This is a genomic window from Varibaculum prostatecancerukia (assembly GCF_943169825.2).
GTDB classification, from domain to species: Bacteria; Actinomycetota; Actinomycetes; order Actinomycetales; family Actinomycetaceae; genus Varibaculum; species Varibaculum prostatecancerukia.
Map to the genome: position 1 here is coordinate 1,860,195 of NZ_OW968402.1, position 24,982 is coordinate 1,885,176.

Annotated in this window: 18 protein-coding genes; 7 read left to right on the plus strand and 11 right to left on the minus strand. The window is 51.0% G+C overall.

All coding sequences use genetic code 11. From position 1 onward, the window contains the following. Positions 1-6: 6 nt before the first annotated feature. The 3 genes from KO216_RS08045 to KO216_RS08055 form a co-directional block, all read right to left on the minus strand. On the minus strand, positions 7-2,184 hold the full coding sequence (locus KO216_RS08045; protein ID WP_215523697.1) for a thiamine pyrophosphate-binding protein: 2,178 nt from the start codon (positions 2,182-2,184) through the stop codon (positions 7-9). Continuing rightward, on the minus strand, positions 2,181-3,263 hold the full coding sequence (locus KO216_RS08050) for an o-succinylbenzoate synthase (RefSeq protein WP_215523698.1): 1,083 nt from the start codon (positions 3,261-3,263) through the stop codon (positions 2,181-2,183). The genes KO216_RS08045 and KO216_RS08050 overlap by 4 nt, the downstream gene beginning before the upstream one ends. Positions 3,264-3,380: 117 nt before the next feature. Beyond that, positions 3,381-4,472: a 1,4-dihydroxy-2-naphthoyl-CoA synthase gene (locus KO216_RS08055; protein ID WP_215523699.1), complete on the minus strand. Its 1,092-nt coding sequence runs from the start codon at positions 4,470-4,472 to the stop codon at positions 3,381-3,383. 490 nt (positions 4,473-4,962) lie between these two features. Between KO216_RS08055 and KO216_RS08060 the strand changes: the two genes are divergently transcribed. Next, complete coding sequence (locus KO216_RS08060) at positions 4,963-6,681, plus strand: AMP-binding protein (protein ID WP_215523700.1); 1,719 nt, start codon at positions 4,963-4,965, stop codon at positions 6,679-6,681. 160 nt (positions 6,682-6,841) lie between these two features. Here the strand turns inward: KO216_RS08060 and KO216_RS08065 are convergent, their stop codons facing one another. From KO216_RS08065 to KO216_RS08090, 6 genes are all read right to left on the minus strand, one after another. After that, the gene (locus KO216_RS08065; RefSeq protein ID WP_309547301.1) at positions 6,842-7,678 is read right to left on the minus strand and encodes a hypothetical protein; all 837 of its coding nucleotides are present in this window, start codon (positions 7,676-7,678) and stop codon (positions 6,842-6,844) included. Positions 7,679-7,784: 106 nt separating this feature from the next. Further along, positions 7,785-9,239: an alginate O-acetyltransferase AlgX-related protein gene (locus KO216_RS08070; RefSeq protein WP_215523702.1), complete on the minus strand. Its 1,455-nt coding sequence runs from the start codon at positions 9,237-9,239 to the stop codon at positions 7,785-7,787. A gap of 68 nt (positions 9,240-9,307) precedes the next feature. Continuing rightward, positions 9,308-10,672 (minus strand): MBOAT family O-acyltransferase, encoded by a 1,365-nt coding sequence (locus KO216_RS08075; protein WP_215523703.1) that lies wholly within the window; start codon positions 10,670-10,672, stop codon positions 9,308-9,310. Between the two features lie 92 nt (positions 10,673-10,764). Beyond that, entirely contained in the window at positions 10,765-12,504 is a 1,740-nt protein-coding gene (locus KO216_RS08080; RefSeq protein ID WP_215523704.1) for a peptidoglycan-binding domain-containing protein, read from the minus strand. Positions 12,505-12,589: 85 nt separating this feature from the next. Further along, positions 12,590-13,663 carry an NAD/NADP octopine/nopaline dehydrogenase family protein gene (locus tag KO216_RS08085; RefSeq protein ID WP_215523705.1) on the minus strand — a complete coding sequence of 358 codons (1,074 nt, stop codon included), beginning with the start codon at positions 13,661-13,663 and terminating at the stop codon, positions 12,590-12,592. A gap of 3 nt (positions 13,664-13,666) precedes the next feature. After that, positions 13,667-15,499 (minus strand): aminotransferase class I/II-fold pyridoxal phosphate-dependent enzyme, encoded by a 1,833-nt coding sequence (locus tag KO216_RS08090; RefSeq protein WP_215523706.1) that lies wholly within the window; start codon positions 15,497-15,499, stop codon positions 13,667-13,669. A gap of 145 nt (positions 15,500-15,644) precedes the next feature. On the opposite strand from KO216_RS08090, the gene KO216_RS08095 reads away from it, so the two are divergent. The 5 genes from KO216_RS08095 to KO216_RS08115 all read left to right on the plus strand — a co-directional run bounded on the left by KO216_RS08095 (position 15,645) and on the right by KO216_RS08115 (position 20,914). Continuing rightward, positions 15,645-17,771, plus strand: coding sequence for a peptidoglycan-binding domain-containing protein (locus KO216_RS08095; RefSeq protein WP_215523707.1), 2,127 nt, complete (start codon positions 15,645-15,647; stop codon positions 17,769-17,771). A gap of 67 nt (positions 17,772-17,838) precedes the next feature. After that, on the plus strand, positions 17,839-18,384 hold the full coding sequence (locus KO216_RS08100; RefSeq protein ID WP_215523708.1) for a hypothetical protein: 546 nt from the start codon (positions 17,839-17,841) through the stop codon (positions 18,382-18,384). Positions 18,385-18,456: 72 nt separating this feature from the next. After that, positions 18,457-19,140: a LicD family protein gene (locus KO216_RS08105; protein WP_215523709.1), complete on the plus strand. Its 684-nt coding sequence runs from the start codon at positions 18,457-18,459 to the stop codon at positions 19,138-19,140. A 29-nt stretch (positions 19,141-19,169) separates the two neighbouring features. Then, positions 19,170-20,222: a glycosyltransferase family 2 protein gene (locus tag KO216_RS08110; protein ID WP_215523710.1), complete on the plus strand. Its 1,053-nt coding sequence runs from the start codon at positions 19,170-19,172 to the stop codon at positions 20,220-20,222. Further along, on the plus strand, positions 20,219-20,914 hold the full coding sequence (locus KO216_RS08115) for a DUF1919 domain-containing protein (protein ID WP_215523711.1): 696 nt from the start codon (positions 20,219-20,221) through the stop codon (positions 20,912-20,914). The genes KO216_RS08110 and KO216_RS08115 overlap by 4 nt, the downstream gene beginning before the upstream one ends. A 167-nt stretch (positions 20,915-21,081) precedes the next feature. Here the strand turns inward: KO216_RS08115 and KO216_RS08120 are convergent, their stop codons facing one another. Together KO216_RS08120 and KO216_RS08125 are read right to left on the minus strand one after the other, a co-directional pair. Beyond that, a complete protein-coding gene (locus tag KO216_RS08120; protein WP_215523712.1) occupies positions 21,082-22,209 on the minus strand; it encodes a glycosyltransferase in 1,128 nt (375 codons plus the stop codon). A 24-nt stretch (positions 22,210-22,233) separates the two neighbouring features. After that, a complete protein-coding gene (locus KO216_RS08125; protein WP_215523713.1) occupies positions 22,234-23,778 on the minus strand; it encodes an O-antigen ligase family protein in 1,545 nt (514 codons plus the stop codon). Positions 23,779-23,896: 118 nt separating this feature from the next. Between KO216_RS08125 and KO216_RS08130 the strand changes: the two genes are divergently transcribed. Then, a complete protein-coding gene (locus tag KO216_RS08130; protein ID WP_215523714.1) occupies positions 23,897-24,898 on the plus strand; it encodes a glycosyltransferase family 2 protein in 1,002 nt (333 codons plus the stop codon). Positions 24,899-24,982 lie beyond the last annotated feature (84 nt).

The window sequence follows — 24,982 nt, forward strand, 5'->3', positions numbered from 1 at the left end:
ACGAAGTTAAAGGGCAGCTAACTCGCGGGCGATTTCCGATTCCAAAGCAGCGCGGCGAGAGCGTAAATCCGGCAAATAAGCGTTAATTTCCACGATTTCACGGCGCGGGGTTTCGCAAAGAATCGCTTTTAGTTCTTCTATGTCTTGGGCGCAGCGGTGATCCCAACCCAGGCCGGCAGCCAGCGCGGAAAGATCGAAATGCTGGGGTGTCAAGAAGTAGCGCTCGAAGATTTCCTGGTCACTAGCCGCACCGTGTTCGAGGGTGGCGAAGATGCGTCCTCCCCCATCGTTAAGTGCCAGCACCTGCACAGTGGGCGCGTCCTCCAACTGCCCAGTGAGCAACCCGGTTAGATCATGTAGACAGGTCAGGTCCCCGGCTATCAGCCGCACCGCGCGCCCGGTGCCAGCAGCCAGTCCCGAGGCAGTCGCGATATTTCCATCAATGCCTGCCAGGCCGCGATTCGCGCAATAGGTAATGCCGCGGTCACCGCGCGCCGCCAGATCAAAAGCACGAATCGTGTTGGAGGCACCGAGCATAGTCAGCGGAGGGGCACAGGAGGCAGTCACCTTTTTCCCCTCCGGTTGTGTCAGCACGCTATTGCCACTCCCCGAGCGGCCCTCATCATCGGCATCCCTCACACTATCGGTGCTGGTCAGGTGGTTAACGCCTTTTTCGCTAGTTTCCCGAGAGGTATCGGGGTCACGATTAACCCACTCCTCATAGACGTCCTCGTAAATACGGGCGAGGGCATAAGGATCTATCCCCATTTCCAGTTCTCGCAGGTTATCCCCCATTTCCGGGGTATCTTCGGGAGTGGCCATGCGGAGGCGGTGGGCAACTTCGTTCGCGGTTTGTCCGCCTTCGTTCGAGGTAGCGAAAACATGATTTTTTATTGCTTCCGAAGGGGTTGCCTGCGCAGCTACTACTTGCGGAAGTTCACGGGAATCCAGTGCAGCATAGTTGGCGTTTTGCCAAACCGTGACCGCGCGTCGATCTACACAGCGGCGGTAGGCGCGCTCGACTGCTTTCGCGGCCTCGCGCCAACGCGCCAGCCAGCTAGGACTGGAGGTCGCCGGGAAAACCTTATCCACTTGCCCGGGGGTGGTAGCTATATATTTTCCGGTCAGGTTAGTTCTCGCCCCCAGGCTAGGCAAGCGGTAAATCGGGATATCCCCTCGGGAAAGCAGGGAACTTACCGGACGCGACAAAGTGGCGTGACCGGCTATAATCACCTGCTCAACTTCACCGGTGAGGGCGGGGAGCACTTGCGCCGCGTGCGCGATCTGCACCGGATTGCCGGGGAGCAAAGTCACCGTCGGTTCTGCCAACACCGGCAGTCCCCATGCTTGCGCCGCCTCTGCGACCTGCGGGAGGCATTGATCCGCTAAAACCACCACCGTTTTTGCGATTTTTCGGGGAGCTTCTCCCTCACCCTCGACCACTAACTGTATTTTTAGGCGGTTTTCCGAGGAAGGCGCGGTTGCAGCTTCGTCAGCAGCAAGACCTTGCAGCTCGGCAGGAATCTGCCAGCTGCTGGAGCTGACTAAGGGTGGCGCGAAACATAGATTCAACTGCAACGGGCATAGTTGCCCGCGTTTTTCGGCACCCGCACCCCAAGCCTTATCAAAGGCATCGCTAAGACTTTCTTTTACCGTATCCAGGCCATCCTCGCTGGCGTCAATATCTAGCGCCACCGGACAGGCTGGCTCAAAAATTCCTTGCTGCCAGGTAGTTTGATTCGCGCCAGTTCCGCGAGCGGAGCGGGGGCGATCAGCGGTCACAGCAACCAACGGAATTCCGCAGTGGAAGGCTTCTAGCATTCCCGCATGCAACTCGGCGACTGCAGTCCCCGAGGTCACTACCAGAGCTACCGGGGTGTAGGCCGCGTCCTCACCCTGATATATTCCGGATTTCGCCAGCCCCAAAGCGAAGAAAGCCGCAGAGCGTTCATCGAGGCGAACATGGGTGCGGACTACCCCTGCCTGTGCTAACGCTGCCAAAGCATAGGTGAGAGGCGCGGATCGGGAGCCGGGGGAAATCACGAAATCGCGCACTCCGGCGCGCACCAACTCGCTAACTGCCAGCCGCGCCAAGGCGGTGGCCGATTCTAGGTTTTCTCCGACCGGATCCGGTATTTTTTGGGAGCAACCAGGGGGAGTGGAGGGGAAAGGAACGTCACTCACCTACTAGCGACCTCCGCCACATCTCGCATTCGCTGAGCCCAACGTTTAACCAGGTCGCGACGGTCATCATTGTCGGGAGCGGAAATTAAATCGGTATTTATTTCTACTTCCTGCACCTCTAGCTGACCGTCTTTGACCTGCCAAGGCTGACGGGAAACATCGGATTTAAGTAGCTGGCTGGTCGCCAGGCCGCAGGCATGGGGAAGCTGCGCCATCGCGGCGGCGGCGCGCACCCCCAGTCCGATACCGACTGCGCTATCGACCGCGGAAGAAACCACCACGTCCATGCCACGTTCATTAGCTTTTTCCGCTAAATCAATAACCGCGGATACTCCCCCCAAGGGTTGGATTTTCACCACCATCACATCGGCGCAATCTGCTGGCAGGTCAGCGAGAGGATCCGGGGAGCGGCGAATCAACTCATCGACCGCGAGCGGCACCGAAGTGGCGGCACGTAACTCCAGCATTTCTTCGGCACTCTTACAGGGCTGCTCCACATATTCCAAACCGCCGGCCGCCTCGTCTAAGGCGGCGATCGCGGTTTTAGCTTCCGCCAGATTCCACGCGCCATTAGCGTCTACCCGGATCCGATAATCCCCACCGAACTGGTTTTCGAGGGCGGTGCGTACTGCTTTCACCCGCTGAACGTCATCGGCAAGTTCGGTACCCCGATCTGCAACTTTAATTTTCGCGGTCCGGCATCCGCCGCTTTGCTCTACGATTTGCTGGGCGCGCCCCGGGGAAACCACCGGTACAGTCACGTTCACGGGAACGCTGGCTCGCACCGGGTCTGGCAGCTCTTCGGTCAGGGCATTAACCGTTGACCAAAGCCAACGTTTGGATTCGTGCGGACCATAATCCCAGAACGGCGCGAACTCACCCCAACGATTCCCCGAGCGCAATAACACGCCTTCGCGCACGATTATCCGGCGGAAACGGTTTACTAGAGGCAGGGAATAAACTAGCGCCTGGTCGATTTCAATCGGGGGGAACTCGGAATTATCAAAAAGGCTACTGAGGTCGCTGACTTGCGAAGCCGGTACCTCAACTAGCATTGGAGTGCTGATGTTTCCTGCCATTACTTTCCCTTAAAACCTCGTATTATCGTTTTACTTCCGAAAACGATACTTTTTCGCTTACCACTGCCTATTTCGGTCTTTCTACTTCCTATTGTGGGTCTATTTGCCCTGAAAAACCTAATAGTAGTAGGGGAAGGTTGACCAATCCGGTTCCCGGTGCTCCAAGAAAGCGCGCCGCCCCTCCTCGGCTTCATCGGTAGTGTAAGCCAGGCGAGTAGCCTCCCCTGCGAATAACTGTTGGCCTAGTAAACCATCATCTGCCAGGTTAAACGCATATTTTAGCATCCGGATAGCCTGCGGGGATTTACGGGCAATAGTCAGCGCCCACTCTAAGGCCACGGTTTCTAGCTGCTGGTGTGGAACTGCCGCGTTGACCACTCCCCAATCTGCCGCTTGCCGGGCATCATAGGTGTTCGCCAGGTAAAAGATTTGCCGGGCGCGTTTGTCCCCGACTTGCCGCGCCAGGAGCGCCGAACCGTATCCGGCATCAAAGCTGCCCACATTCGCGTCGGTTTGTTTAAACCGGGCATGTTCCTGGCTGGCCAGCGCCAAATCACACACCACCACTAGAGAGTGTCCGCCCCCGGCAGCCCACCCCGGAACCGCGGCGATTACCGGTTTAGGCATCGAGCGAATCAGACGTTGGACTTCCAAGATGTGCAGTCGTCCGGTACGCGCCAGATCCAGGTTTTGGCGGCGCTGGGAAACTTCCGCGTCCGGATCGGCTCCCTGCTGCTCGTAACGATAGCCACCCCGGTCACGAATCCGCTGGTCGCCACCGGAACAAAAACTGTATCCTCCATCGGAGTCGCTAGGACCATTCCCAGTTAAGATCACCGCCGCCACATCGGCGGCGCTGCGCGCATATTCCAGGCAAGCCAGCAGCTCATCTACGGTATGCGGACGGAAAGCATTGCGCACCTGGGGACGGTCAAAGGCAATCCGCAAAACCGGCAGCTTCTCCCCATTTTCCCCGCAATCAGCCAATTCGGTGGCCGCAAAGTCATTAAGCTGATAGCGGTCGCGCCCCGGCTTATAGGGTTTTTGCTTCTCCTGAGCTTCAGATGAGGACGAGGACGCGGAGGCATTCGCACTTCCCGCTTTCACCACCGCCCGATGAAAAGTCAGGTCAGTTAGCTTTTCAAAGCCGGGAACTGGAATCCACCGTTGCTCATCGAAAGTGTCAGAAACATGTTCAAGCTGGCTCATACTCCCACCCTACCCCGAGCACGGTTACCAAGTTTCCCGCAGTTGTCCGCGCAAGGCAAGAAGTTTTTCCTCGCGTTCTGTGCGCGGGAAGAGAAGTTTTTCCTCCCGCATTATTCCGCGCGGAGCCTAGGTTTTTCCTCCCGCCCAAGAAATTCGGAAAACGTAGCGGCGTTTTCCGAATTCTTATGCCCACCGCACCCACTCGGATAAAACCTAGGCTCCACGCTCGCTGGTACCGCCTGCGTAAGGGGCGCAGGGGAAAAAGCTGCCGGAAGATGCGCACTGAGCGTGCGGGGGCGGATTTATGCCGAGGGGTAGGCTTCGGGCCTTAAATCCGTGAAAATGCCAGAGCATTTTCCGGATTTCGGGGCGCGAGGCAAAATCCGCCCCTGTGCGCGGACGCCTATGGGAGGAAAACTTCTTTCCTTGCGCTTGAATTGGGATCGCAGGAACTGGCGATAGACTGGGCGCTGACGGCTATTTTCGGAGGTTGGCTTTGCGCATTGTTCCCCCACCGAGCACGGACGCTCGGGCAGCCAGCGAAGTTTTAGCTCCTCAAAGCGGTAATAGCAATAAAGATTTCCAGATTGACAAAGAAGAAAATGCTCCGCAGATCGTCTGGTTGCAAAGCGAACCGAACGTAGAGGAAAGACAAGAAGGAAAAACCACGGATTCGGCCTCGCGCCCGCGGCCGCTGATTTTCCTGCCGGTCTCCGATAATCCCGCGCGCGATACCTTATTCTTTACCGCGCTGCGCACCGCCCTCTGGCCGGACAAATTTACTTCCCTACCCACTCTTGATTTGTCGGCAGTTGCCGGGCCGGCGAAACCCTTTTTTGCGCTGCGGATCCTGGCAGATTACCACCCGATATTTTTCCCAGCGCGCACCGAGCATCTGTCCTGCTCTTGGGCTCGCCAGCAAGCATTGCGGCTGCAGCGCCTGCCTGAACAGGTAAGTTTTATTCTTTCGACTTCCGGTTCTACCAAGCCCGGAGGGCGCCTGGTGGGGATTTCGCTGGCGGCTTTGCGCGCTTCCCATCAGGCAACCGCCCAGCGCCTCGGGGGTGCCGGCCTCTGGGTGTCGTCGCTCCCTCGGGATCATATTGCCGGTTTCCAAGTGATTGCCCGTGCCTACGCGGGGGGAACTGAGCCGGTAACTATCGATATGACCGGTGGTTTTAAGCTCTCTCGCCTGCGGCAGGCTCTGGAAAATATTTCCTCGGCGGGCGTCCCGATTTATCTATCGCTAGTTCCCACTCAGCTGACCCGCGCCCTCGCCGATCCAGAAACCCTCGCGGCTCTGCGCCTTTGCTCTGCGATTCTGGTGGGCGGGGCGCGTATCTCGCCCTCGTTGCTTACCGCCGGGCGCGAACAGGGGTTGAACCTGGTCACCACCTATGGGATGACCGAGACTTGCGGGGGCTGCGTCTATGACGGTGTTCCCCTGCCGGGAGTCAAAGCTGCGGTTAACGAGGGCAGGATTTGGCTGTGTACCCCCACTTTGATGAGCGGATATTTAGAGGCAGAATCAGATCCTGAAATCCGCGAACTTTCGGGTACAACCTGGCTGGCTACCAATGATGCGGGCAGAATCATTTTTGAGGACAAGGAGACGAGCGCGAGAACCGAAGATGACACTTTCTCGGGATCCGAATCGAGTAACCTGCAAACTTTCAGCTCTCCGGGAGTGGAATCCACCAGCAGACAGGCTCAACTAGCAGCAAGCGAGAACACTTCGCTTGAGCAAAGCAGCGCGGATTTAAGGCCCAATAAACCACCTCGGGAAGAAGTAGACATCATCGACTCGTCTAGCCGAGCTCACCTAGAGGTGTTAGGTCGTCTAGATGACACCATTATTTCCGGCGGGGAAAATATCTCCCTACCCCTGGTGACCCGGGCGGCGGAACAGGCGGGATATGGGGGAATAGAGTTCTGCGGGCTAGCAGATGATGAATGGGGACAGATACTCTGCGCGGTTTTTTCGGCAGCCTCTTTACCCGCCGCGGAACCCGATGATGCCCGAAACCTTGCCCATTTAGGCCAGGAGCTACGCGAAGCCCTCAGAAAACAGTTACCACCCTCGCATCTGCCCCGCGCGGTGGCGCTGCTCCCCCACCTCCCCCTACTGCCCAGCGGAAAATTAGATCACCGCGCCTTGCAAGCGGATGCGCGCGCCGCCGATAGAGAAAACCGCACCTGGCGCAAATAATACGCAAATAAAAGGGCTAATGCCCAAACTGGCATTAGCCCAAAATAAGTAGAGGCGGCGAGGAAAACCCCGCCGCCTCTAAACCTAAAGTTTCCTTTAGCCTTTTAGTACCTGGTGCAAGGCCGCCAAATCCAGCGCCCTGTCACCAGATAGGCTCCAATCATCGCCAGCCGGGATCGCCTTCACCCGCGCAGGGGTTGGAATCCTGTTGAACATTGCTATTTTGCTGTTGATTGTTGCTAGATTGCGATTGTTGCTTCGGAGCAGGCGGGTTGTAATTCTGAGTTTTCGACTGCTGCGCATTCTTTTGCGCTGCAGCCTGCTCAGCTGCTGCTTGTTCCGCTGCAGCTTTTTCTGCTGCCTCTTTCTTCTCCGCAGCTTCCTTTTCTGCTGCTTCCTTATAGGCTTGAGCTTTTTCTGCCGCCGCCTTTAGAGCCTTCTGAGATTCTAGAGTGTTAAACTTTTCGCCCTTCTTGGTTTCGCCCGCGAAATAAACCAAATCGGATTCAGCATCGAAGCGCAGTTCTGATTTCTCTAAAGTTGCCAGGGTTTCTATCGGAAGCTGATTAACCTCATGTTTTTCTTCTTCAGAGAAGCTCAGCGACAGATCAATAAGATGCCGCTCATTTACTTTCGCCGCATTCGGATCGCCATCTTTTTCCACCGCATCTTTGGTGTCTTTCTTGTATTTTGCGGGAATATTGAGTTCAGCTAGCCTCTTGTTCATAAACTCTGAACCTTTAGAAAAATCTAGTTTAGAGAACTCACCCTCACCTGATTGCCGAATAGAAACTTCTTTAATCGACTTACCGGTTTTGTTCCTTAATAAGGTTTTAATTGCACCTTTGCCAGTCTTGCCAATAACCACGCTGGCAGTCTGTTCCTCTTGCGGAGCTTTTGCTTTCTTGGAATCACTGGCGGAGCATCCAGTGAAAGCAAACATTAGACCTAAAGCGCTCAACACCAAAACAATTTTTTTAGCGCTACTTCTAAGCATAGACACCATTTCTAGCCTTTCTAAACGTTCCTAAACTCAATTTTTTATTATCTAACATTTTGGGAAAGTATCCTATCGGCTCTCCCAATTCATCTACATTTAGTTGCTATTTTCCCTGTATTTTAGCTATTTCCTTAGCTTCCAGCCCAAAATCTTTGCTAACCGCATAGATTTTGATATCCGCACCTTTGGGAACCTCGGCTTCTGGAAGGTAGAACCGATATCCAAAGTCATTAACGATTCGGTGAGAATCGTTAATAACCGACCGTCTGTATCCACGGTAATCGCGCACCTGGGAGTCCTTCCCCGGCATCGTCACCCTCGCAAACACTTCTACATCAGCTTGACGATACCGGGCGGGAATAGTTCCATCGATCACCTTAAATATTCCGTTTTTCTTGAAACTAGCCTTGGTCTTACCTGCGGTGTCAATCAATTTATAGGGAGCAAGCGTACTCGGAGGGCTAGTCATCGCCGGCGGATCCGTAGCGAAAAATGGAATCAACCTTTCGGCTCGCTCTACCACCAAGATGTCTGGTTCTAAGGAAAAAGCGTAGGTAGCATCGTAGGGAATCAGCTTGGAATAGTGGGCACTAGCGAAACTCGGGGAAAGCACCGGTACCAGTGAGTTGCCGAAAGAGTCTCGGAACATAAAAAGATCCTCTTTCCCCTGCCCCCTCGTTTCGAAAAGATCCGCGGTGGTATCCGGCTTATCACCCAGGTACCTCCAGAGATTACCTTGGAAATCCTGGAGGTCATTTATTCCTTCCGCCCGCCAGTTCGGTTCGCTCACCGTGGAGGTAGGATCCTGCATCCTCTCGATGTCACCTACGAATCCTTCACCCAGTTTCCATTGTGGATTTTTAGCCAGGTTCTCCACCTGCAACTGGTCTAGCAGATAGTCGGCACCGCTATATGCTCCCTTGTAACTCCAGTGAGTGTCGGTTTTTTGATAAAGAACTTCCTTACTGCTTTTCAGCTTTTTCGTGAGATCCACGTAGGGAACGCCCAGGGAACCTAATCTGTTCTGCAAACGGTTTAGATTAGATTGCTCAAAATTTCCTGCCCGGTAACGACTGGGCATGAATTGCCCATAAAGGGTGTTCTTATTGGGCGCTAACGCCACCGCAAACTTGATGCCCTGCGCCTGCGCCTGGTCACCCAGAATCTTTAGGTTGGTGGCCGCATTGTCGATTCCGCGCGAAGAAAGTCGATTTACTCCCCGATAGTCATCGAGCGAATCTGCGTAAAACAGGTAACCATTTTTACCAATAACTACCTGATCGGTAAGTGCGGACGAGAATATCCCGCTTTTCAAGGTGCCGGCAGCTGCGATCATTTCCCCTCTAAAAGGAAAAGTTTTTTCCAGGTAAGTGCCGGCATCTTGTAAATAGTTGACATTTAACTCTCCGGAAGACTTAGTTAGGGAGGGCGCCGCAACCTTTGCTTCTTGCGAGGGCTCTTGCCATTTTTTATAGGGAGCAGGTGTGAAACTGCGGGAATCAACATCAGGCACAAACCAAGGGTCACAAAGGTTAGCATTAGGCTGCTCTTTGCCCACCGCGCTACCGAGGCATTTTTTTCCTCGGATGAACCGTTGTTTTCAGTCATAGTTACTTCCTGCACCTCCTAGAACCTGAAATAAATGAAGGGGTGGTAGCCGCCGGCTGCCAAGATCAGCAGGTTAGCTGCTAGCAGCACCAGGGTTAGACCCAGGCTCCACACTCGGGTATCTACAGTAGCCGGCATATAGGTCGAGGAAGGGTTAGTGACCCCCATTTTCTTCCATAGTTTTGCTTGCGGAGACAGGACTTGAGTAACCGGAAGCATAGCAATCAGAGCTATGGAGAAAATAGTTAGAGTCCATGGGTCTAGGTAGGAGAACGCCAGGGATCCGGCTCCCACGGTGGATTCGGTGTTGAAACCAAACATATTCGCGTACATTTGCAGAGCTTGGGTAAAGCTATCTGCTCTGAACACTACGAACGATGCTACCACCACGAACATGGTGTAGAGGTGACCGGCCCAGTGCGGAAGTTTCTTCAGGGGCACTATTTCTTCGAGCATTAAAAATATCCCGTGGATTAACCCCCAGACCACGAAGGTCCAGGCGGCACCGTGCCACAGACCGCAGAGCAGGAACACCGTGAACTTGTTTATAACTGTTCGCGCTTCGCCTTTGCGATTTCCGCCCAGGGGAATATAGAGGTATTCCAGGAACCAGGTGGATAAGGAAATATGCCAACGACGCCAAAACTCTTGCATGGTGCGAGAGATATAGGGGTAGGTGAAGTTTTCTTGGAATCGGAAACCGAACATCGCTGCCATGCCGATGGCCATATCGGAGTAGCCGGAAAAATCGAAATAAATCTGGAGAGCGTAGCAGATAGCCGCTAACCAGGCTGCGTAAAAATCTACTTCCCCGGATTGGTTTCCATAGATCCCATCGACTACTACCGCCAAAGAATCAGCGACTATCACCTTTTTACTAAGCCCGACTACGAATCTGCGCATCCCACAAGCCACTCCGTTCAAAGTGAATGAACGCTGCGCAATCTGTTCTTCGATGTGCCGGTAACGCACGATTGGTCCCGCAATAAGTTGCGGGAAGAACGAGATATAGAGCATCACCACGAAGGGATCCCGGGCGGCGGAGATTTTCCCGCGATACACATCTATTACGTAGGAGAGCGCCTGGAAGGTATAAAAAGATATCCCGATCGGTAAGGCTACTGCCCCGATTTTCAGGTCGAGCCCTAGCAAGGAATCGATGGTTCCTACAAACATCCCTGCGTATTTGAAGAACCCTAGCACTCCTAGGTTGAGAACTAGCGCCAGCGTCAAGATGGCTTTTCGCCCTGCCGACGCTGCGTCCTCTTTCCTGGTGTCCAGTGCTAATGCCAGAGCCCAGTTCGCTAGACAGGAAACCAGCATTAACAGCACATAGATGGGTTCCCCGTAGGAATAGAACAGGAGGCTGGCTAATATCAGCACTGCATTCTTTCCCCTTACCGACGGAATTATCAGCGTGAGGATAAAAACCGTCGGTAAGAAGAAAGATATGAAGAGGACAGTGCTAAAGACCACTAGTTAAGGGCTCTCTTATTGGCATCCCAGTAGTAGATCGGAGCGTTCCAGTAGGTCTTGTAGTAGAACGCCCAGCCACCTTTGGAACTCTTGTAGGCCATGTCTTCGTCGGTATCGAAAATATAGGTTGTGCCCGAAACATCGATTTCATTCCAGCCGTGGGGAGCTCGCGCGTTCGCCACGTATCCGAGGCGGACTCTCGCTGATGGATACCCTAGCGCCCGGGCTATCCACTTGTAACCGGCGGCAAAGCTGTAACAGTTGCCCCCACCGTTGGCGAAGAAATTCTTGGCGTATTGGATATCCCAGTTGCTTCCCCACGGATGTGACTTCCCGTGCGCACCAATATAGTGATAGTTGTTTACCACATAGGCATAGGATTTGTAGAGGGAGTCATAGCGCCCAACTATGGACTCTAAGGTGGCGTCTAATTGAGCATCACCCGAGCCAACGTAGTTAAAGTACATTCCCTTGGCTCGTAATGCCCTCACCGTCGAGTAACCAACTTTTCCATCAGGGTAAATACCATTGGCTCTCTGGAATGTCTTAACACAGTTTTCCGTCATCCGTCCGAACCATCTGTCCGGTGTGAATTTACAGTAGGACGGATTCAGATAGGTGAGCGCTGTTTGCAACACTTCTACTTTATAACCGCTGGAACCATAGCCCATAACACTGATGTAGTTGACAGGCGGAATTATCCATACTGGTATTCCCGCTGCCCGCAGAGCTTTCGCGGTTGTCATCCCTACGCCCCCGTCTGGATAAATTCCGTGATCCCTCTGGAAAGCCTTCACCGCTGCAGTAGTACGCGCCCCGAATATTGAGTCAGCGTGAACGCCTAGGTATTGCGGGAAATACTTGTTTAAGCCCAATTGCAAATTTCTGGTAAAACTGCCACGCGATCCGGACCAGACGGTAGCTCTCCACCACTGCTGAGAGGGTGAAGGAGCTGCATAAATAGTGATAGGCACACCCCTGTCTTTACGCACGGCATCGGCAAACGCCTTATCTGCAATATTTGAATGAGATAGCCCTAGGTCGCCACGAATATCGGAAACGCATTTAGAGGTTGTTGCTCCAAAAAACGTGTCCACCCGCGGAATAACGCAATGCTCTGGATAAAATGCGGCTAGGTAACCCTGCAAGCTCCGAACGATGGGGGTGTTTTGTTGCGGAACCAAATTAAAATTAGTGTTGATAGGGCTAGCAATCGCAGCTCTGATGCCCTGTTCTCTGAACTTGGCCGCAGTAAGAAAACCATATACACCATCTGGCCTGCTAATACCAAGTTTTCTTTGTGCACAGTTTAAAGAAGCTTTAGTCTTTGCACCGAATATTCCGTCTGGCTTAAAAGATCCGCATTCTTTGAATTTCCCAACCAAGGTTTTTTGAAGATCTAACACTGCTTCCGAACGCATGCCCTGCCTTAGGAAGCTGCCGGAAATCACCGAGAATTGTTCTTCAGAGGCATCCGCTTCTTCCTCACTATCTTGAGATTGCCTAGAAGTAACTGTTTCACTTGGCGAACTGCTTTCATTTTGCGAATTGCTCACAGACGCATCTGGTGAAGCAGACGGATCCTGCTGACCACCTGCATTGTTCTCGGCCTCAGTTGTACTGCTTTCCGTATTCCCCTCATTTGGAGCAGCGTATGCAGTCCCCTCTACTCCCCAGGATAATAAGAGAGCGAAGGTGGCTAACAGCCCCATTATCCGTTTTTGATTCCTGAGCAACATGTGTTTCGCCTCTTCATTTCTCTGCAGAGATGCTATTACAGTGAATAAGATTGTATCTAATTAAAAATCTTAAATCCACTATTACCTATTGAGAGTAGAACTTCATTATTTTTTCTGCGCTGTCTAACCCCACATCCTTGAGATTCAAGCGTTCTACCGCGGGATCCATAAGTTCAAATGCCCACGAAAGCGTGGCGTCAATATTTGGAGTAGCGACCCCTATAAGTTTGCCAAGCTGGGCAATCTGAGAAAGTCCAAACGCTATATCTTCCTTAAAATAGCGCGATGAATAGTTCAAGCGATACCCTTCACCATCTGCAATCATAGGAGAACCGATACCTTTGAATGCAGTAATTCCCCTAATCTTAGCGGTGAGTTCATCCTGGTTACGAGATTCGTAGTAGGCAGTTAAAGAAGGGACTAAATCCCCACCCACACTGGCGTATCCTCGTGCAACTTCCACAAGTTCTGTGTTCATCTTGAAAAAATAGTCCGAAGCTTTACTACCCCAACCTTCATAGAAGGGAATATTTTCAGAAAAAGTGTTCCCCGGATTTTGCTCCGTAATTTCACGCAACCGAGATGAATGCAATATGGGATTGGACGCACCCAAAGAAATAGGCAGATACGTGGGCATCGTGCGCACAGGAACATGGAATAGTTCCTGCAGCAAATCACGCGCTCCTGCCTGTCTGGTCAGCTCAGCTGCTACCAGTTCTTTCTTTACACCTGAAAGCACTGCGCGATCGCCGTAACCAAATGAGCGGGAAATGAACATTACCCGCTGAAGACCAACTACGGCTGCCCCCTGTGCGAGCACCGGGTTAACAGTAAATTCTCGAGCACCATTGCCTGGAGATAACACAATGGTGTGCCTTTCGGCGAGGGCGTGTTGAGCACGATTAAAGAAATCCTGCACTGCATAGACAGGAAGTGTCACTATGATGACATCGGAAAAATCGATAAGTTCAGCGGGATTGGAAGTTACAAACGCTAAATTTGCGGTGTACTCCTGCGAAGAAACCAAATCATGCACGTGTACTCGAGGTTTCCATTTAGCTGCTTGCCGGGTGTAAAGGGCAGTTTCATGCCCATGCCGCGCCAGGTAGCCTGCATAGACCGCCCCAGTATGGCCGCCTCCAACAATTCCAATGCGCATCGGTTAAGCTATTCCTCCTAATACTTCCAGCAAGCGGGCATTGTCCTGGGTGGAACGAACCGCTAGCCGAATATATTGCTTACCGTCAAAACCCTCTTTTTCGGAAAGATCTTTTATGATCAGATCGTTTTCCAGACAGGCAATAGTAAGTTCCTTTGAGCTGTGGGGAGCCAGCACCTCCGCGGTTACAAAGTTGGCTTGTGAAGGAATCACTCGCAGATAGCTAAGCTGGTTCAGATCTTCTACGAACTGCGCCCTCACCGCTTTTATTTTTTCTAAGGCAGCTGCGTAATCTTTCTGGTATTTTTCTTCTATTTGCAGATAGAACTCGGCAAAAGAGTTTATGTTCCAGATCGACACGTCTTTCTTGAAACCTGTGATAGCTGCAGTATCCGAGCTCGCTAAGATTCCCAGACGCAAACCGGCAACCCCGTAACTCTTGGAAATGGATTTCATAATGAACAGGTGCGGATGGGAATCCAGGATTTCCTGGCTTAGCAGTGAATTGTCTTGACCTTCAGCAAAATCAATGAAACTTTCGTCAAGAACTAGAGTTATCCCGTTTTCTTCTGCCCAATCTGCCAGGCGGAGTGCATCTGCCTGGGGGATGAAGTTACCCGAAGGATTGTCAGGGTTAATCACAATCAGAGCTTTTACCCGCTCTCCGCTGTCGGTTTTACCTTGTTCACTGCGTCCGAAAAACTCTATTAAGTCATCTGCGGTGTAGGAAAAATCCGGATTATCTGCCTGGTAAATAACCGGTTTTTCCGGGCAGCGATTGGGGTATTCCTCGAAGGTGGGTCTAACTACTCCGTAGGGCATCGGCAGCTGCGCCATTAGAGATTTAATTAGCTCTGCTGCCCCGTTCCCAACCACTACTTGTTCAGGCCGTAAAGCAAAATTCTTGGCCGCCAGTAAAGAGTTAACCCCCATACCAGAAGGGTAATCGGCCAGCAAGGAATCAAAGTTCGCTCGGATCTCGTCCTTCATCCGTTGCGGAGGGAAATAGGGATTGACCAGATAGCAGTAGTCCAGCATCTTGGGGTAACGCCAATATCCGCCGTAGCGGGATTCAAATAGTTTCTTGCGCTGGGCGGTATCGGGATGGAATATCGAGGATGCAATATCTAGATCCTGTACATCATCAATCTCGTACCACTTTTGCCCATCTAGGCGTTTGGCTTTTATTCCCGGATCATCCAGGAGAGTAATAACCCGCAAGACCTGTTCATAGTATTCATTGCGCCCCAGCGCCTGAGTATAGGCATCTAAGAAGGGAACATAATGCGTGGTAGAGAATTCTTTAGAGAACTTATAAATATTTACCGTCTTGTAGTAAGAATCTATGTCCCGATAAACAAATTTCTTGCCGGGGACGAAAGCAGAAATAGTGTCATCGTCATCGAGCTTGACGACCGTGCCATCCATCCAGGACTCGTATTTATCAACTAGCGCTAAAGTTTTCCGGGGATCATCAAGAAGATCGTCTAGTACCCTATCTTCGAAAATCAGATCCGACTCTAGCAGCAGGGTGTCCTCTTCTAACAGCTTATCTTTGGCCAACCACAAAGAGTAGATGTTATTGGTCTGATCATAAATCGGGTTATCGACGAACTCTATTGGGGTAGAAATATCTAAGGTTTCAATATAGTCAATGAGCTTTTGGCCTTCGTAACCAGTCACAATAACTATTTTCGAAAGTGCCTTAGCGTCAAGCTGATGCAGCATCCGCTCAATCATGGTTACCCCATTGACTTTCACCATGCACTTGGTGTTGTTTGCAGTGAGATCTTTAAGACGGGATCCCATTCCTGCCGCCAAAATAAGTGCCTGCATTTGACCAGCTTTCTATCTATCGGTAGCTTTTGTTCGGTTTCTGATTCCCCAATCTTACCGAATCTGACCTCTTTTACCTCGGCACTTATCCGGCTTGTCTATGACATAGTTAGACAACAACAATAACATTTGTAACAATGAGAACATGTTTACCTGCAGCAACAGAATCCGCACACGCGCACTGGCAATCCTGGCTCTTATCGCCACCTTTATTGCCTTTAATGGCCTAACAGCCATAACCGCACCTCAAAAGGCGGAGGCAGCTCCAATCACCGATTGGCAGGCCGGGTATATTATCTCGGATGCCAACTTCTATACGCAGGGAAACATGAGTGTCTCCCAGATCCAAACCTTCCTTAATAACAAGGGTAAATACTGCAATGGATCGAGGTGCCTAAAAAATTATCGCGGCAATCTTGCTTCTTTCTCTGCGGGCTCTTGCCCCTCAGCAGTTACCGGAGGCAGCAACCTATCGGCAGCGGAAATGATTTATCGAGTGTCACGTGCTTGTAAAATCTCCGCAAAAGTTTTGCTGGTTACTTTGGAAAAAGAAAACGGTCTGGTGACTTCACCCGCCTGGTATAACTCCCGTACCGGCGCGAATGCGTTTAGGACCGCCTTGGGGTACGGCTGCCCCGACACTGCGCCCTGTGACGCGCAGTATTTCGGAGTAGGCAACCAGCTTTATCACGCTGCGAAACAGTTCAATATCTATAAGAAATACCCCAACTACTATAATTTTAGATCCGGGAAAACCTCGTGGGTGGGATATAACCCGAGCTCGGCTTGCGGAGGAAGTAACGTCTATATGCGCAATGCCGCTACAGCCGGCCTCTACAACTACACCCCCTACCAACCGAATGCAGCTGCCTTACGGGCGGGACTAGGGACTGGGAACTCCTGCAGTTCTTATGGCAACCGCAATTTTTATTACCTGTACAAATCATGGTTCGGCAGTCCCCGCGCAGCCTCAAAACGCACAGTTACCCAGGCGCAGATAAAAGCCCTTTCACCAGTCATTTCCGATACCGATCTCAAGAGCGGAATGTGGAACGACACCATAAAGAAACTACAAGCAGCCATGCTTTTAGCAGTCCCCAGCTACCCACTCTTTACCCCGGACGGTGGGTACGGAGCTAAGACCACCGAGATTGTGAAACAGTTCCAAAGCGAGAACGGTCTTTATCCCAGCGGGGTGGTGAACCAAGAGACTTCCTATACCCTGCTGCGTAAGGGTTTCCCGGTATACGTATTCACCCCCCACACCTACTACGGAACTTTGGGGTGGGGCGCACGTAGCGATGCTGTAACCACGCTACAGATAGGCGCGAAAGCGTTATTCCCCCAGTGGTATTCAGCAGGTATAGACGGGATTTATGGCGCCAAGAGTACGGCTTTCGTAAAAGCATTCCAAAAGTCCAAGGGACTTCCCGAAAGCGGAACCGTAGACGAGGCTACCGCGCAGCAGCTTCGCGAAGCCGGGATTCCTATTTCCCTAGTGGCGGTAGCAGATCCCAAACCGATCTACCTGCGAAGCACCCTTTGGAAGGGCGCCTGGAATGATGATGTCCTGCAAGTTCAGCGGGCACTGGTAAAGAAATTCCCACGATACGCCCAGTTCCAACCGGATGGCGGATTCGGAGCCAAGACCGAAGCGGCAGTTAAAGCAGTTCAACGCGCTAACGGAATCTATCCGGACGGCGGCGTCGGTCCTAAAACCATGGAACTTTTCCGAAAGAACGGAATCGAGGCGGGGATGTTTAACGCCGCTAAATCAACTACCGCTCTGAACCAGGGAGTATGGAACTCGTCAGTGACCACTTTGCAGCAAGGGCTGCGTAAGTATTTCCCGGAGAGTTTCCCCTGCTGGCCGGACGGTGGATTCGGAGCTAAGACCGAAGCCGGAGTAAAGGCGGTACAGAAACATTTCGGTCTGCCGGAAACCGGTTTTGTAGATAAGGCTACTGCCGATCAGTTGCGAAGCTTGGGAGTGCCGCTCACCGTTTCGGCTCCACCTGAGGAGCTCGGTCAAACTCTGAACACACCCTTGGGACAGTGGCAATGGAATTCTCAGGTAATGGCGCTGCAAAAGATACTCAAGTACTACTTCCCCGCGCAGACTCCCTACACCCCTGATGGAGGTTACGGAGTAGGCAGCAAAGCTGGAATGATCAAAGTTCAGAACTTGCTGCGCATCACCCCTACCGGGGTATTTGATCAGGAAACTGCTGCAAAGCTGCAGGAATACGGAGTTCCGCTGTCCTATAAGTAAAATAATCAAATCGGCAGCGCTAGCTTGCCGGCAACCCTTAGCCAATTTTTAGATAGAGGAAGCCGCCGTGAAGAAGTGGTTATTTTTAGTTGCATTCGCAGCCGTTACCTTAAGCGCCTGTTCCCCCGCCCTGCCGCGGGAAACTCCGAGCACTAGCGCCAGCGCCAGCGTCAGCAGCGGGCAGGCCAGCATTAGTACCCCAGCTACACCGGATGCAAAATCTAAGCAGCCAAAAGCCTCCGAAAAGTCCGACGCCAAGACTCTGCCTAGTTCCAAGGTTAACGCTGACCAAAAAACTCCGCAGGGTGCAGTTATGCTCTACCTGAAGGCCTTTGCTTCCAAGGACACAGCAACGCTTTGCAAAACGATCACCACTTCCACAGTTAATCGCTTAGAAGCCTTAGGGCAAGAATGCGAAAGCACCTATCGGGAGTCAGAGGTTCCCGAACCTGCAAAGGATCTTTCAAAATTGCAATTTCGCAATAGTGGTTCCACTAGCGATGGACGCGGGGTATCGGTGCTGGTTACTTCGGGGAAAAGCAGCTACTCGTTTGTATGCGTAGACGAGGGGGGTAGCTGGCACGTAGATCCGGAAAGTTATACTAGGAAATAGTAAATAGCAAGAACTTCTCGGCTCTTTTTACAGCCTTAACACTATGAAAGGCGCTGCTACATGATTGCAAGCGTGAAACGTTGGCTTCGTACCTCCCGATTAACTCGCGACCTCTACCAACGCCTATACGATGTCAAGCATCAGCGGGAAGAACGTTTAGCAAATGCGGCCCTCAAAAACGATGGCGCTGAAGTACTGGCCGACTTCCAAGCTCTGATGCAAAAACTCGGTGCCGAATGGTACTTAGCATATGGGACCTGCCTAGGCGCCCTCCGTAATCATCAGTTCATATCCCATGATCTAGATATGGATTTTTATCTATGCCCTAAGCTCGGAGTCGGGATCGAAGAAGTTAAGAACGCACTTTCTGCAGCCGGCTATCGCCACCACCACGATTACGAAGTGGAGGGAAAGACTGCAGAATGCAGCTGGGAACGGAATGGGGTCAATTTTGACATTTTTGTTCTCGAAGAGAAACCAGAGGGATATGGGTGCTATTTATTTAATCGTTTCCCTGATAGTTCTTACAGTCACGAGCACGAATTTTCTGTGAGCTTGAGTATGGCCCCACATATCACCGACAAACGTGAGATAGACCTTGCGGGAGTTACAGTTCCCATACCTGCAAACGCCGAAGATTTTATGAAACTTTACTACGGTGAAAATTGGATAGTCCCCGACCCCAGCTACACTTGGGAAAACGCGCTCCCTTCGCGGAAACGATGCGCTAAGCGAGGATACTATAGACAGTACTGACCTTATTCACGCCCTACCCAGGAAGTAGCATGAAAACTTTTGAGTCTCTCAGTAGCCCCCATATATCTGTGGGCATTGTTGCTCTAGATGAAGAGGATTATCTTCCCGATATGCTCTCTTGCATCAAGGCTCAAGACTACCCACACCATCTTATCCAGGTGGTGCTGGTAGATAGCGGATCTGAAGATGCCACCCCCCGGATTATGAAGGACTTTGCCACGCGGGCAACCGACTTTGAATCCGTGGTGCTGCTCCATAACCCAGGAAAGACCGTGCCGAAAGGATGGAACGTCTTTCTTGCCGCCGCAACCGGAGATGTAATCGTTAGGGTAGACGCTCACGCTCGCATTCCAGATAATTTTTTGAGCCAAATCATAGCGGTCTTGCGTGAAGATGAAGCAGTAGCTGGTGGCCCGCGCCCCACGATCACCCCTAATAGTGCCACCGACTGGCAACGAGTATTGCATACCGTCGAAGAATCTATGTTCGGGGCTTCGATCGCGAAATATCGAGGTAAGTCAAAATCCGACTCTAACGCACCTCAGTACGTAAAATCAGTATTCCACCCAGGATACCGCCGCTCGGTGATAGATAAAGTGGGTCCCTTTAACGAGGAGCTTACCCGCACCGAAGACAACGACTACTCCTACCGGATTCGTAAAGCCGGTTATAAGATTCGTTTTGATTCCCGGATCTATTCTGAGCAAATAATTCGTCCTTCACTGTTTGCCATGATTAGGCAAAAATACAATAACGGCTATTGGATAGGTAGGACTCTTTTCGTACAACCCGGATGTATCGAGGTGTATCACCTGGTGCCGGGAGCTTTTGTTTTAGCTATTGCCGCGGGATTCGCACTGCGGCTACGGGGAGTTAAGCTGCCGCTGCGGCTGCTAGCCGCCAGCTATGGAACCGCCGATCTGGCTTTAAGCGCGGCATCGTTTCCGAAAGTTGACCCGCCCACCAGTAAAGCTGCCAGCTTACCCTTGATTTTCCCCGCCCTCCATATTGCCTATGGCATCGGCACTTGGAAGGGAATAATAGAGGGACTAAAAGAGACATTCCAAGGAGGGCGAGGGTGAATCTTGATTCCCTGCACGACTTGAAAAGTAAGCTGCAGCTGCGCTGGCATTTATATAAAAACCGACAGCTTTTGAATCGGGAAGTAACCATTATTTCCAATAACTGTATTGCGGGGGTCATATATCATGATTGCGGTTTACGATTTCTTTCCCCTACTGTGAACCTTTGGTTTCCGACTGAAGATTTTTTCACCTACGCGGCCAACCTCCTTGAGTACTCCCCACAACAGGGAGCAGAACTACGTGAGATTTTTGAGGAGGGAATCAGTTACCCCCTGGGGTTACTAACTCCAAAATCTGCGGATCTGCCCGCGATAAAGCTTTACTTTCAGCATTACCCCAGCTTTGAACTTGCCAAAGAAAAATGGGAGCAGCGTTCAAGGCGAATAAACTTGGAAAACATTTGTATGATTTTTGAGTGTTCGCAACCCATTGCCGAAAACAGCCCTATTCCAGAGCTTTTTCGCGCGGCTCCCTATTCCCATAAAGTTATAGTTACCAGTAAGCATTCGGTAACTGGCGCAGGCACTGAAGTTGTACATCTTCCGGTATATGACTTGCCAGGGTATCAGCCGGGAAAGCTTTTCACCACCAAAAGTAAACTGTCTTTATCCCGGTGGCTTGATGATTTCAATTATGTAGAGTTTTTAAATCGCACTAAAGGAAAGCTGCTTCCCGCGATACTCAAGTAGATTGTCAGCACTCCCTAGAGTCAATGTTCGAAAACAGGGATCACGAATAATCTCTAGCTGACAAATGAGGATGCCAAATAACGCGACTTCACTGCCCGCATCATTATAATTTCTCGAAGATTAAAAAGTTCAACAGACTTAACTATTCGTAAGTTTTGACATTAGTTTTAAGCTTTACGTTCGTTAAGTATCAATTTTTGATAGCGATTTACAAGTAACTGCGAGGCTTGCCTAATATCGAAACCCTTCTGGGCAACTAGCTTATCTGCCCCTTCTAAACGATTTGTCGGCAGGGATAGGACAGTTTCCGCCCAACGATCCGGCGGGTCACCTAAGCCCTGCTGCCGATAGCTAGGAAGAATTCTAGCTTCCGCCGGTACCTGGCTACTCGCCAGACAAGGCAGACCATTGGTCTGTGCTTCTACCAGCACAATCCCAAAGCCTTCATGGAGAGAAGGCAAACAGAAACTATCCATGGCGCTTAGAAGCGCGCCTATATCTGTACGAAGACCCGCAAAATGCACCGAATCTGCAATCCCAAGTTTCTTAACTCGGGTCTCAACTGCGGGACGCAGAGCGCCACCTTCACCCACTAAGAGGAGACATGCATCGGGGCGGCGCCGCTTTACCTCAGCAAAGACCTGCACTAATAATTCATGGTTCTTCAGGGCTACGAAGCGCCCTATATGTCCGAGCACAAAAGCATCCGGGGAAATGTTGAACTCGCTTCGCACTTCCGCTCTTTGTTGGGGGTTAAATAAGAAATGCTCCAAACTGATTGCGTTATTGATTACTGTGAATGAGGCAGTAGAAGTTATGCGTTTACCAAAAGCCGCGTTTCCCGCTGCTATGGAAGCTGCCCAAAAGTCAGTAGCCAGATAGGGCAGGGAACGATAGAGTAACCAGTTTCGTACACTGCCTATTAGGTGCTCAGAATATTTTTCGGAATGACTATGCGCGATTCGCACCTTCACTCCATATTTTTTTGCAAGCGTGAAAATCACCGGATTCAAATAAAGATCGTGAAGTTGCACCGCATCATATTCACCAACGTGAGCCCGGAAAAAATCCTCGACCGCTTTCCAATACTGCGGGAATCCCCTAAGCCCAGGTTCGGGGGTCAGAAATACCCTCCCCCCGAGTTCTTCGATTTCCGCCCGAAAGGTGTAGTCATTTTCCCAGAACACCAGGAAATCAAAGGTAACTTCTTTGGCAATGTGACGATAGTAATTCATCATCGCTTGTGCTACCCCAGAAACCTGAGCGCACGAAGCCATCACCTGTAAGACTCTCACGGTAATCTCGCTACTATGCCAGTTTTAGTTCCCGGAAACCAGTTTTGTTTCCCGCAGCGTAATCACTGGAATTCTCATCGGCTCGGAGTCGGGACGGGCTATTAAATAACCCATGATAATCAGCAAAATCCCGAACATGTAATCTAAGCCTAGGAATGAATCAGTCAGGAACATAACTCCGCTCATTATCGTCAGCCAGGCCGCGCCCAAGAAGAAATCGGACCAATCGGGGTGACGCAGCTTTATCGCTTTTCCATAGCTAACCAGACATCCCAAGAAAAACACCAGGTAGATCCCAAATCCGAGAGCTCCGTAGCTGATTAAAACATCAAGATAGGAGTTGTGCACGTGATAGCCCCGCTCCAATAATTTCTGCTCAGCGCGTAGTTTCTCCGCTTTCGCGTATTCATCAGTGTTGTAGGGGCCAATACCGACTACCGGGTGCCCTTTCCAAAGCTCGAGGGTTTCTTCCCAGATGTAAATGCGCGCTGATTTAGTGGAATCTCCTTTATTTACGCGAAGCATACTCACGTCATCTGCCATCTTCCAATCAGAACTGGTTTTCTTAGATCCGGCAGGGTGAATTAGTTCAAAAACTTGAGTGTAATAGGAAATTTCTCCCTCCACCAGGGCATCTATATTGGCATTAACCGTGGTGTAGCCAAAACCCCCGATAAGGATTACCCACACCACCAGCAGAGCTTTCGCTTTTTTCTGTAGATACTCACTGCGCCGGTAATAAAACACGAAAAGGCAAAGACCGGCCACTGCCAGGGTGATTAATAGGGATAAACGGGCTCCTCGAGAATTGCAACCAACGGTAGCGATAACTACCAGAACTAGATTTATCCAATACAAAATTCGGTATCTTATTTTACCGCGCGCGGTAAGGAAGATCTTTTCCTGATAAATCAACGCCCAGGTAGTAACAAAGATACTCACTATTCCAGCGAGTGCAGCGTGATTCGAATCCACATTCATTCCGAAAACGATGAATACTCGATTCCCGGAACCATAGGTCAAAGATTGCACCCCAAGACGGCGCATGGCGCCCGCTAGTTCACCTAGGAAAGTAAAACCCAAGGCAATCATTGCGACCGAAGTAAGCGCCTGTAAACCAGTTATTATCTGTGCGGGCAGCAATACTTTAGCCAGCTCTCTATGGGGTTTGGAGCTGCGCGCTATATAGGCTCCCAGCGGATAAACTAATAACACCGAAACTGCAAGCAGGATTCCGGATTTAATTTGAGTTACCGGATTTACCGCATAGTTTAGGGCTAAGGTAACTACCGCGGCAGGCAGCAGCAACCCCAGCACTTTTATCCAAGGGGTTTTAAAGTAGGAGCGATCCTTTAATAAATAATAAAGAATCAAGGCATATGCCCAGAACAAAAGCAAATACTGTATCGACCCGAGGAACTCGCCTAAAATTACAACTTGCCGCAACACAAGATAAACCAGGTAGACACTCACGCAGTAAACCGGATTCAGCAGGACACTGAAGAGCTTGCGCGCTTGCTTTGGCGCCGTAGGGGTCACAGTTTCATCACTTACTACTGCTTCATTCACATTCTTACTCCACTAAAATAAGCTTTTCATTTGGCTCACTAAAAGATAAATAGAGTTTACCGCATTAGAGTGAGTTCACCTCGCAAGCAGATAGCATTCCCTATGGAATACTGAAGTTATGAGGCTAAGCGTAATCATTCCTTATTATAATTCAGCAGAATTCTTACCGCGTCTGGAAAAAACTTTATCTAACCAGATAAACCCCCGGGGAGAAGCAGAGACTGAAGTTGAAGTCATTGTGGTTGATGATGCCTCTCGCCAAGCAGATCAGACTCTGCTAGCTGAGGTCTCGGCTAGAAATAACTGGCAGCTAGTGACCCTAACTGAAAACCTGGGACCTGGAGGGGCGCGCAATGCCGGAATCTCTGCTGCCAGTGGCGACTACTTAGTGTTTTTAGACTCCGACGATGAGCTCATCCCCGGCTCCCTGGAAATACTTGCGGATGCGTTGAGTAAAACGCCTTGTGACGTATTGCTTTTCGACTTCAGTATTATCGACGAGGGAAAAGCACACGATTATACCGTTCTTCCCGAACCCCCGGCACAGCTTGATTACGTTAGTACCGACTATGCGCTGGCCTTCGCGCGGGGAGGAACCTGCGGGAAAGTCTATCGCCGCGATTTTGTTCGTGAGCACGACCTGGGGTTCGGAACCGGCGTCCGGCATGAAGATACAGTGCTTACCAAAACCGCACTGGCTTGGGCGGAAAAAGTCGCTTATCTGCCCCAGAGTCTTTACCGCTACCAGGTCCACGCAGGGTCTTTGATTGCTGATGATTCTAATGCTTCCCTTTCTGCCTCCTTTGAGGCCTTAGAGCAGATCCGCAAGCTTAGCGCGGACAGGCATCCTCAAGAAATTGAATACGTCTATATTGTCGAAGTAATCATTTCCTGCGCGATGAAATTCTATCCCTTAAAAGTAACCCGCAGTCAGGCGCGAAAACTATTCTTACGCTTTGTCGCAGACTATCCTAACTGGGCAAAGAATCCTTACCTGCAGAAAGGCGGAATCCGTTACCGCTTATATGCCGCTTTAGCTCAGCACCACTCCTTTCTCGGTTTATTTACACTTTCCTACGTAGAAACCGTGATGCGAAAAATTCTAGGTCGGGGACACTGACTCCCTCCCTATCTGGAGCACTTTTAGGACGGAAGCCAGAAACGAAGAAGCAGGCTCCCCCCTAAGAAACCTAGTTGCTATCTC

Excerpts from the sequence above, each read along its gene's own strand:
- KO216_RS08050 (WP_215523698.1), bottom strand. The coding sequence starts at position 3,263 with ATGGCAGGAAACATCAGCACTCCAATGCTAGTTGAGGTACCGGCTTCG.
- KO216_RS08055 (WP_215523699.1), bottom strand. The coding sequence starts at position 4,472 with ATGAGCCAGCTTGAACATGTTTCTGACACTTTCGATGAGCAACGGTGG.
- KO216_RS08065 (WP_309547301.1), bottom strand. The coding sequence starts at position 7,678 with ATGCTTAGAAGTAGCGCTAAAAAAATTGTTTTGGTGTTGAGCGCTTTA.
- KO216_RS08080 (WP_215523704.1), bottom strand. The coding sequence starts at position 12,504 with ATGTTGCTCAGGAATCAAAAACGGATAATGGGGCTGTTAGCCACCTTC.
- KO216_RS08085 (WP_215523705.1), bottom strand. The coding sequence starts at position 13,663 with ATGCGCATTGGAATTGTTGGAGGCGGCCATACTGGGGCGGTCTATGCA.
- KO216_RS08090 (WP_215523706.1), bottom strand. The coding sequence starts at position 15,499 with ATGCAGGCACTTATTTTGGCGGCAGGAATGGGATCCCGTCTTAAAGAT.
- KO216_RS08095 (WP_215523707.1), top strand. The coding sequence starts at position 15,645 with ATGTTTACCTGCAGCAACAGAATCCGCACACGCGCACTGGCAATCCTG.
- KO216_RS08110 (WP_215523710.1), top strand. The coding sequence starts at position 19,170 with ATGAAAACTTTTGAGTCTCTCAGTAGCCCCCATATATCTGTGGGCATT.
- KO216_RS08130 (WP_215523714.1), top strand. The coding sequence starts at position 23,897 with ATGAGGCTAAGCGTAATCATTCCTTATTATAATTCAGCAGAATTCTTA.